This is a genomic window from Anaerolineae bacterium (assembly GCA_016931895.1).
Lineage (GTDB): Bacteria > Chloroflexota > Anaerolineae > 4572-78 > J111 > JAFGNV01.
The window spans coordinates 1-9,572 of the sequence record JAFGDY010000088.1 but is presented as its reverse complement, the minus strand read 5'-3'; the positions used below and the strand labels follow the sequence as shown (position 1 = coordinate 9,572).

The 9,572-nt window shown below is 53.0% G+C and carries 9 protein-coding genes; 1 reads left to right on the top strand and 8 read right to left on the bottom strand.

Features of this window, described 5'->3' with window-relative positions:
- Window positions 1–118 precede the first annotated feature (118 nt).
- The 8 genes from JW953_06985 to sulP (JW953_06950) all read right to left on the bottom strand — a co-directional run bounded on the left by JW953_06985 (window position 119) and on the right by sulP (JW953_06950) (window position 8,563).
- Entirely contained in the window at window positions 119–1,123 is a 1,005-nt protein-coding gene (locus JW953_06985) for a sugar phosphate isomerase/epimerase (protein ID MBN1992433.1), read from the bottom strand.
- Between the two features lie 353 nt (window positions 1,124–1,476).
- Window positions 1,477–1,707: a hypothetical protein gene (locus tag JW953_06980; protein MBN1992432.1), complete on the bottom strand. Its 231-nt coding sequence runs from the start codon at window positions 1,705–1,707 to the stop codon at window positions 1,477–1,479.
- Window positions 1,708–1,818: 111 nt separating this feature from the next.
- Window positions 1,819–2,172, bottom strand: coding sequence for a 50S ribosomal protein L20 (gene rplT / locus JW953_06975; GenBank protein ID MBN1992431.1), 354 nt, complete (start codon window positions 2,170–2,172; stop codon window positions 1,819–1,821).
- A gap of 6 nt (window positions 2,173–2,178) precedes the next feature.
- Window positions 2,179–2,388 (bottom strand): 50S ribosomal protein L35, encoded by a 210-nt coding sequence (gene rpmI, locus JW953_06970; GenBank protein ID MBN1992430.1) that lies wholly within the window; start codon window positions 2,386–2,388, stop codon window positions 2,179–2,181.
- Between the two features lie 117 nt (window positions 2,389–2,505).
- Window positions 2,506–3,024 carry a translation initiation factor IF-3 gene (infC, locus tag JW953_06965; GenBank protein ID MBN1992429.1) on the bottom strand — a complete coding sequence of 173 codons (519 nt, stop codon included), beginning with the start codon at window positions 3,022–3,024 and terminating at the stop codon, window positions 2,506–2,508.
- A gap of 135 nt (window positions 3,025–3,159) precedes the next feature.
- Window positions 3,160–4,173, bottom strand: a complete 1,014-nt coding sequence (glpX, locus tag JW953_06960; GenBank protein MBN1992428.1) for a class II fructose-bisphosphatase — start codon at window positions 4,171–4,173, stop codon at window positions 3,160–3,162.
- A gap of 28 nt (window positions 4,174–4,201) precedes the next feature.
- Entirely contained in the window at window positions 4,202–6,358 is a 2,157-nt protein-coding gene (sulP, locus tag JW953_06955) for a sulfate permease (GenBank protein MBN1992427.1), read from the bottom strand.
- Between the two features lie 84 nt (window positions 6,359–6,442).
- Window positions 6,443–8,563 (bottom strand): sulfate permease, encoded by a 2,121-nt coding sequence (sulP, locus tag JW953_06950; GenBank protein ID MBN1992426.1) that lies wholly within the window; start codon window positions 8,561–8,563, stop codon window positions 6,443–6,445.
- A gap of 114 nt (window positions 8,564–8,677) precedes the next feature.
- Here sulP (JW953_06950) and JW953_06945 point away from each other — a divergent pair, with 114 nt between their 5' ends.
- Window positions 8,678–9,283 (top strand): hypothetical protein, encoded by a 606-nt coding sequence (locus JW953_06945; GenBank protein ID MBN1992425.1) that lies wholly within the window; start codon window positions 8,678–8,680, stop codon window positions 9,281–9,283.
- Window positions 9,284–9,572 lie beyond the last annotated feature (289 nt).

The window sequence follows — 9,572 nt, the reverse complement described above, 5'->3', positions numbered from 1 at the left end:
ATGGCGGACATTCGGCTATTTTTGTTCGTCAATGGTCGTTTGTCGTTCGTCAGGTGAAAAAGTGTCAACAGAGTTATGAATCACCCCGATTTAATGATTTATTTAAGCCAAACAGCCCTTACTCGTCTGAGGCAAAGGCCGCGTCAAAGGCTACTGCCGACGGGGCAAAGTCGGTGCTGCGGATAAAGGCCAGGGCATCGGGCGCGCCCCAGTCGCGGTCCATGCCGCTGTCTTCCCACTCCACCGAGAGCGGCCCGTTGTAACCAATCCGATTAAGGGCGCGGAAGATTTCTTCAAAATCAACGTCGCCATGGCCGGGCGAAACAAAATCCCAGCCGCGCCGGGTGTCGCCAAAGTTCAGGTGCGAGGCCAAAATACTGCGACGTCCGTTGTCAACGCGCACCTTGGCATCTTTTATGTGAACGTGATAAATGCGGTCGGCAAATGCCTCTATAAAAGCGGCCGGGTTAAGGAGTTGGTGGACCAGGTGGCTGGGGTCAAAGTTGATCCCAAAGGCCGGGCGGCGGCCCAGGGCGGCCAGGGCTTTTTCGGTGGACACAAAGTCGTAGGCAATTTCGGTGGGGTGCACTTCCAGGGCAAACTTTACGCCAACCTGGTCAAATACATCCAAAATGGGCTGCCAGCGGTCGGCAAACTCCCGGTAGCCTGCCTCAAGCCGGGCAAAATCGTTGGGCGGAAAGGAGTAAAGCTGATGCCAGATGGGGGAGCCGGTAAAGCCGTTGACAACTTTTACGCCAAAGGCGGCGGCGGCGCGGGCCGTGTTTTTAATCTCTTCGGCGCAGCGTTGGCGCACGCCCTCGGGGTGGCCATCTCCCCACAGCTTGGGCGGGATGATGCCCTGGTGCCGCTCGTCAATGGGGTCGCAGACGCATTGGCCTACCAGGTGGTTGCTGATGGCCCAACACTGCAAGTTATATTTTTCCAGCAGGTCTCGTTTTTCACGCACGTATTTATCGCTGGCCAGGGCCTTGTCCACTGCAAAGTGGTCGCCCCAGCAGGCCAGTTCCAGGCCATCAAAGCCCCACGCGCTAACCTTTTGGGCCAGGTCGGGCAGGGACAGGTCGGCCCATTGGCCGGTGAACAAAGTGACTGGTCGTGCCATTTTCATTTTCTCCTTTGAAAATAACTATGTCACCGCGAGCCAAGGCTTGAACGTAGTTCAAGGCCGCGAAGCGGTCGCCACCCCTGCTGAACGGGGATTGCTTCGCTTCGTTCGCAATGACATGCACAGATTCTATCCATGAGCCAAATTCTTATTCGGGGTAGTGAATGCAGTGAATGACAACTTTGAAACGATAGGGCTGTAGTTTAATTCAATGTGTTGAATTTGTAAAGCGCTGGGGTAATGCTGGGTGCGTCTCAAAATATTGGCGTTAGGGATAAGACATTGTTCTGTCTCTACCCTATGGCCTAAAAATTGGGATAGACCCGTACTCCTGCGGCCCGTTGGCCGGCTTACTTTTTACCCGGCCCGGCTATGGCCGTCCGCAGACCGGTCTGAAGGTTGCTCATCGTCTCAATGTGGCCCCAGTCAATGCCCAAATCAACAATTGTTTCAGCCACATAGGGGTTCTGGCAACCGCACGATTGGCGCACCATTAAAATTGTGGGCACATCCACTTGTTCCGGCACAGGTTTGCCGGTCAAAAGATTGATTAGGGGTTCAACGGCACAGTCACTTCGCAAGTGACTGTCACCTCTGGAGCATAACCCTGGCGACGGCCGGGTGAGGGCTTCCGTGGCAGCAAAAAACGGGAACAGACTGTTCCCGTTTTTTGTTAGCGTATGGGGAATCGCTTACAAAGCCGTTCTGGCGGTTTCTACCAACTGGCTAAAGGCCGTGGGGTCGTGCATGGCAATATCGGCCAGAACTTTGCGGTCTAATTCAACGCCGGCCTTTTTGAGGCCGTTCATGAAGTTGCTGTAGCTCAGATCATTCTGGCGGGCGGCGGCGTTGATGCGCGTAATCCACAGGCGGCGAAAATCTCGCTTGCGGTTGCGGCGGTCGCGATACGCATATTCCAGGGATTTCATCATAGCTTCGTGGCCGCGCTTGTACAGGCGATGCTTGCTGCCGCGTTGGCCTTTGGTAATAGCCAAAACTTTTTTATGCCGGCGTTGGGTCTGAGGACCTCCTTTTACTCTCACAATCCACCTCTACTTCCCGTTTGCATAAGGAATTAATTTTTGCACCCGTTTCCGCGTGCCTTTCGCGGTCACTTCTAACATGCTGTCAAATTGCACTTTGACTCGCTTGTGCTTTCTGCGGCGCAGGTGACTTTTGCCGATTTTGGTGCGCATCAATTTACCGGAGCCGGTATACTTGAAGCGCTTTGCTGTTGCTTTATGCGTTTTCATTTTAGGCATTGGCTTATTCCCTTGTATTAAAAATTCCGTTGTATCTCCCTACAAAGTTGAAGTGCGGCTGACAACGCCCGCACTCCAGTTATATGATTTAGCGCGTTATATTTTGAGCCTGGATAATTACTCAGAACCGGGAGTTAAAATCATTAACATGGTATTGCCTTCCATTGAAGGCAGCTTTTCCACTTCGGCGACATCACCCAATTCTTCGGCAATGCGCGTCATCAACTCCCTGGCCACCTCGGGATGGGTCACTTCGCGCCCGCGAAAACGAATCCGCACCTTAACTTTGGCCCCGCGCTGCAAAAATCGGCGGGCGTCGCGCAGTTTAAAGTTAATGTCGTGTTCGCCGGTTTTAGGACGCAGCCGAATCTCTTTGATTTCTACTTTGGTCTGCGATTTCCGCGCGTCCCGTTCGCGTTTTTGCGCTTCGTACAGAAACTTCCCATAATCCATCAACCGACAGACAGGGGGATTGGCATTGGGCGCAACTTCAACCAAATCTGTATCGTGCTCTTGGGCAATGGCCAGCGCTTTTTTGGTTGGCACCACCCCCACCTGGTTGCCCTCAAGGTCAATAAGACGGATTTCGGGCACGGTGATGTCTTCGTTAACTCTTCGTGTATCTTTTGTACTTATGGTGTGTTCTCCCCCTCAACAGGTTGGCCTTCACTTTAAGGTGGCCTTGATGAAAAGGGGCATCGGCAGCGACGCCCCTTTGAGTACACAATAAATAATCCCCAAAAATGAGGACACTAAAATTTACCACGTTAGTTAATATTCGTCAAGTTGGTGCTGGTCCTTTAAACCAAATATCTTGTTCAGGTCGCCGTGTTTGGTATGAATAATGCGGCGGGTGCCGGTTTCGCCGCGCAAAACCAGGGAGTGGGTTTGCGCTTCATGGCCATGGTATTGCACCCCGGCCAAAATTGGCCCGTGCGTTACGCCCGTGGCGGCAAAGAAAATTTGGTCGCTGGTTACCAGCTCGTGGCAGGTGAGTGTTTGCCGGATATTGAAACCGGCGGTTTCAATGGCCTCACGTTCTTCGTTGCTTTGGGGGGCCAGCCGGCCCAGAATGCCGCCGCCCAGGGCTTTTACGGCAATGGCCGCGGTGACGCCTTCGGGCACCCCGCCGATGCCCATGAGAATGTCTGCGCCGGCTTGCGGCGTGGCCGCAATCAGCGCCCCGGCCGTATCGCCATCGGCCCGCAGTAAAACGCGCGCCCCGGCGGAGCGGATTTCCTCAATTAAGTCATAATGGCGCGGGCGGTCCAGAACAATGACTTGCAGGTCGCGCACTGGCTTTCTTTTGGCGCGGGCCACCAGGGCCAGGGTCCAGGCGGCGGGCGCATCCATGCACTCCGGCACCAGGGCATGCGCTGCTTCTCGGTCTACGACAATTTTATCCATATAGATTGCCGGCCGGGGCGACCACATTGAGCCGCGCGGGGCCACGCTGACCATGGAAATGGCTCCGGGATGGCCGTGCACTACGGAGTTGGTGCCCTCAATGGGATCCACTACCACGTCCACTTCCGGGCCGTTGCCGGTGCCCACTTTCTGTCCGGTATCAAGAGGCGTGTGTTCGCCCAATCTGCCTTCTTCGCCAATAACAATGTAACCGTCAATGTTGATCATGCTCAAGGCATTATACATGGACTCGGTGGCCGCCCGGTGGGCTGCTTCCCGTTGGCCTAATCCTAACCAGCGCCCGGCCACCAGGGCGGTTGCTTCGGTTACTCTCACCAGGTCAAGGCCAATGTTGTGGTATGGAAATTTTTCTTGCATTTTTTCCCTCTTTGGATACAGGCGGTTATTACTCAATTGCTTCCAGTAAACCGGCGGCCTCCCAGGCCAACATACCCCCGCGCAAAACCCGGACCTTTTGATACCCCTGGTCCTGCAACAGATAGGTGGCGCGCGTGCTGCGCCGTCCCCCCCGGCAGACCATCACAATGTCACGATCATGGGGAAAATCAGGCGGTTCCATGAGTATTTTGGGTAGCGGGACAAGCTGCGCCTGGGGAATATGTCCCCGTTTGAATTCGCGGGGTTCGCGCACATCTATCACCAGAGGAGAGGGGTGATGGCCGTTGTATAGTTTCTGCCATAGGTCCTGGGGCGTTATGTCGGGGATGGTATCAGGCGGAATGTCGGGCAGCGAAATATCTTGCGGATAAGTTTGTTTGGGCAGGTTCTGACACTCTTTAAACACCCGCACCGGACATTCGTAAATGCAAATGGCCGGATCAAGAATCTTTTGAAACAGATACCCAATAACGTAATCTTCCATCAGCACGTGGTCGGAACCCAGCCGGTCATAAAAGCCGGTGGCTTGCATAAATAATCGCACCGGCTCCTGCACCTTCATTAAAAACAGGTCCCCGTTTCGGTCGCGGCAGAGGCGCATGACGGATTCCAGCATGTGAATGCCGCTAAAATCGCACTGGTTCACCCCCTGCATGCGCAGTAACAAAAATCGCTGCTCCGGGTGTTGGCTTAGGTGTTTGTGAATGGTTTCTTCAATATGGCTGACCGCGCCAAAATATAAGTCGCCCGAAATTCTGAGGATGCCCAGTTGCGGGCAGAAGGGGCGGCCCGGTTGGTGGTCAACAAAATGTTTGAACTCTTCATCCGGCACAACGGTGGAAACTTGGGGCACGCTGGTTTTCATGATATAAAGCGCAAATGAAAGTAAAATTCCGGCCAGCACGGCAAAGGCCAGATCCAGAAACAAGGTACCCAGAAAAGTGACCACCATGATCATGGCGTCGCCGCGCGCGCCGTACCAGATGCGTTTTATTTCGGCTCGGTCAATCATGCTGTAGGCGGTTACCATGAGCACCCCGGCTAAAGCGGCCCGGGGCAGGTAAGCGGCCAAAGGGGCCAGGGCCAGCATGCCCAGTAAGACAAATAGACCTGAAAAAACGCTGGACAGAGGGGTTCTGGCCCCGGCTTTGTAGCTTACGGCCGAGCGGGTGAACGAGCCTGAGCAGGGATACCCCGAGAAAAGGCCGGCGGCAATATTGGCCAGGCCTTGCCCCACAAACTCTTGATTGCTTTCCAGGCGTTGATCGGTTTGGGTGGCAATGGAGCGGGCAATTGACATGGCCTCAACCAGGCCAATAGCGGCCACGGCCAGGGCGCCCATGGCCAACTGGCTCACCAGTTCCAGATTAAAAAAGGGCAGTTCGGCAAAAGGGGGCAGCCCCTGGGGTAATTCGCCGATTACTGTTACGCCTTGTTGGTCCAAACTCAAAAACCAAACCATCACGGCGGCGATGATCATGCCAATTAAAGGCCCCGGTAGTTTGGGGCTGAATTTATACAGCACTACAATGAGCAAAATGGCGCCCAGGCCCAAAACCAGGGTGGCTGTATCCGTTTCCGGGAGATGGATCAAAAGGACGTGGGCCGTTTCAAGCAGCCCATGGTTGGGGTATTGTAACCCAAACAAATAAGGCAGTTGTTTAACGGCAATTAAAACCCCGGCCCCGGCAGAAAAGCCAACCACCACGGAATGAGAAACAAAGTTGACCAGGACCCCCAAACGAGCCAGGCCCATAACCGCTTGAAAAACGCCGACCATTACCGCCATCAACCCGGCGGCAACCATAAATTCGATGGTGCCGGGCGCGGCAATGGTTAAGAGTGAGGAAAGCACAAGCAGGGAAACGGCATTGGTGGGTCCGGTTTGCAAGTGGTTAGAGGATCCCCACAAGGCGCCCACAATAGCGGCAATAATGGCGGTGTAAAGGCCAACCTGGGGCGGCAGTTCGGCAATAAGGGCGTAGGCAATGGCCTGCGGCAATAATATCACCCCCACCGTCAACCCGGCAATGAAATCGGGCCGCAGGTTGAGCCGGTCGTAAGCCTGAAGGAGGGAAACAGGGCGTAAAAGATAACGGGCGATGTCCTGTAGATTGACCAGAACAAGGCCATTGCCCCGCGTGTTTTCCGAGTGAGCGGTCATGATTGCGCCGATCCAATGTTCTGCAATACTAATATTGTACCATCATTGGCATGCATCTTCAATAGAGTCGCCGGGCGCATTTTATCAATTATTGCTCACTTCTTCCAGGCCGGCGGCCTCCCAGGCCAACATTCCGCCTCGTAAAATGCGCACCTGCCGGTAACCTTTATTTTGCAGCATGCACATGGCTCGCGCGCTGCGCCAGCCGCTCCGGCAAACAACCACAATCTCCCGGTTTTGGGGCAGCGTGGAGGCATTTGCCAGAATTTTGGGTAGCGGAATGAGTTGAGATTGCGGGATATGGCCTTGTTTGAATTCGCGCGGTTCGCGCACGTCTACCACCAGGGGCAAACGGCCATTGTGTAATTTTTGGTGCAATTCTTCCGGCGAGATTTCGTTGACAGCCTCGGGGATGGGCATGTAGGTTTGGAGGGGACCATCGGTGAGATAGGTTTGTTTAGGCAGGTTCTGACATTCTTCAAAAACCCGGGCGTTACATTCATAAATGCAAATGGCCGGATCAAGCACCTTTTGAAAAAGGTGTCCAATAACATGGTCTTGGGTGAGAAAGTGATCCGGCCCCAACCGGTCGTAAAAGCCGTTTGTTTTCATAAAGTCAAGCACCGGTTTTTCCAGCCGCATCAAGAACAAATCCCCGCCCCGTTCCCGGCAGCGTTTTTTGATGGCCTCGAGCATCTGAATGCCTCTGAAATCGCATTGATTAACGCCGTGCATCCGCAAGAGTAAAAAGCGTTGCTCCGGGTGGTCGGTTAAGTGTTGGCAAATGGCGTCTTCAACGTGCTGAACCGCGCCAAAGTATAAGTCTCCGGAGATTTTAAGGATGCCCAGTTGGGGGCACGAAAGTTGGTGGGGTTGTTGGCGCACAAAATGGATAAAACTTTCGTCCGGAGTCACAGGAAACACCTCGGGCAGGCTGGTTCTCATTAAATAGTGGGCAAAAGAGAGCAGAATGCCCACCAGAATGGCAAATTCGATGCGCAGGAATAAGGTGCCAAATAATGTAGCCAGCATAATCACGGCATCGCCGCGGGCGCCCTGCCAGATGCGGATGATCTCTGTCCGGTCAATCAGGTAAAAGGCGGTGATGGTCAAAACCCCGGCCAGGGCCGTTAACGGCAGATAAGCGGCCAGGGGGGCCAGGGTGAGCATCACCAGAAGCACAAATAAGCTGGCAAATATAGCGCTCAACGGGGTTTGCGCGCCCGCTTTGAGGTTAATGGCGGAACGGGCAAACGAAGCTGCGCCAGGATAGCCGGAAAAAAATCCGGCGGCGATATTGGCCAGGCCCTGCCCCACAAATTCCTGGTTGCTGTCCAAACGCTGGCCGGTTTGGCCGGCTATTGCCCTAACAATGGCGGTGGTTTGCACCAGGCCAATGGCGCCAATGGCCAAAACGCCGGTGGCCAGGCGGCTAAGATATTCCAGGTCAAACAAGGGCAGTTTGACCAACGGAGGAAACCCGGTGGGCAGTTGACCGATGACCTCTACCCCGGCTTGATCCAGGCCCAGTAGAAACACCATTATAGAGGTAATGACCATACTAATGAGAATGTTGGGCCATTTGGGCGCCAATTTTTTGAGCAGCACAATGAACCCCATTGTGCTTAACCCCAGGATCATGGTTGGCCAATGAATGTCGGGCAAATGGGTCAGAATCTGGCGAAAGGTTTCAAAAATATTGTAGCTGGAAAATTCCAGGCCCAGCAGGTGGCGGATTTGTTTGATGATGATCAGAATGCCGGCCCCGGCGGTAAAACCAACAATAACCGAATGGGAGACAAAATTAACCAACATACCCAGCCGGGCCAGGCCCATCACCAGTTGAAACAGTCCCACCAGCACCGCGACCACGCCGGCGGCCAAAATGAATTCCGGGGTGCCGGCCGGGGCAATAGTCAACAGCACCGATAAAACCAGCAAGGAAATGGCGTTGGCCGGGCCGGTATGGGCCTGATAACAAGACCCCCACAACGCGCCGACAATGCCGCCCACAATGGCCGCGTACAGCCCCATAACCGGCGGCAGTTCCGCGATCAGGGTAAAGGCAATGGCCTGGGGCAGTAAGATAATGGCCACCGTCAACCCGGCCATCAAATCGGGCCGCAAGTTTTGGCGCTTATAGGTTTGAAAAAGGCGTAGGGGTTGTAGAAAATAAACGGGGATATGGTTCAGGCCGGTAAACATTGAGGACTACTCCGAACATCTTTATAATTAGCCCCCGTGGCTCGACCATCAATCTTTGATCCGTGGCAAATATTGCAGAATTTAGAGATAAGCTGATTTTGATCTTTGAGTACGATGAACATTATTATAGCGCAAAACAACGGATTTTTCAACTGGTTGAAACATAACGATCTGTGGGATACCAACTTTTGGGGACGAACCGAGTTTGGCAATGTTGAGCATGTGCAAACCGAACTGCCCCTCTTTGAAAGTTATTGCCGCCATCGTCGCCCTTTGCCCGAATTTGATGGTCAAACGGCTGATCTACTTTATCCCGACTTCAAACCTGTTCGCTTGCCCCCTGACTTTGATCTCCACCTTCAAAAACGAATGGCGATCAGAACAGGCTTTGTCCATTTCATTCGCTTCGTTTCTCCCATGGGAAACATCTCGATCTTGAATGAAATCTGGTCGTTGGATAAAAACCGCTGGGTTGGCGCCACTGTCCGAGCAACAATTGACACCCAAGCCCAACAACTCAACATCTACCACCATCCGGTTACGGCTAATTACTGCGCCAGCTTATTGCACAATTCGATTACCCTTTGGCAGAAGGTATTGTGCCTCTTGATACAACCTATGCCCAAACTCAACCATCCATTTGGCCTGCCGTTAAATTATTCGATTGTTAAATTGTCTACTTTGACAATGTCATGTTTCCATAATACAGAAAGTTGGTAACTATTTTGACAATGTTAGATTACTATGTCAAGTAAAAAAACAGAATAGAAAAATGGACAAAAAAGATAAAAGCGGGTAAAAAACAGACATGAACGATCAAAAAAAAGAGACGAGATTAAGCAATGGGGCCTAGCAGTTTGTCGGAGAGGAGAATTTGGTAGCCCATAACCGACAAACGGCGATCAATTTTACTCAAATAATCGGGGATGGTTCACAATTTAGTTGACACTTTTTTGAGCACGAAATAAAAATTGGTCGTTAAAATTTATCGGGTCCAGGCTATTTTCTT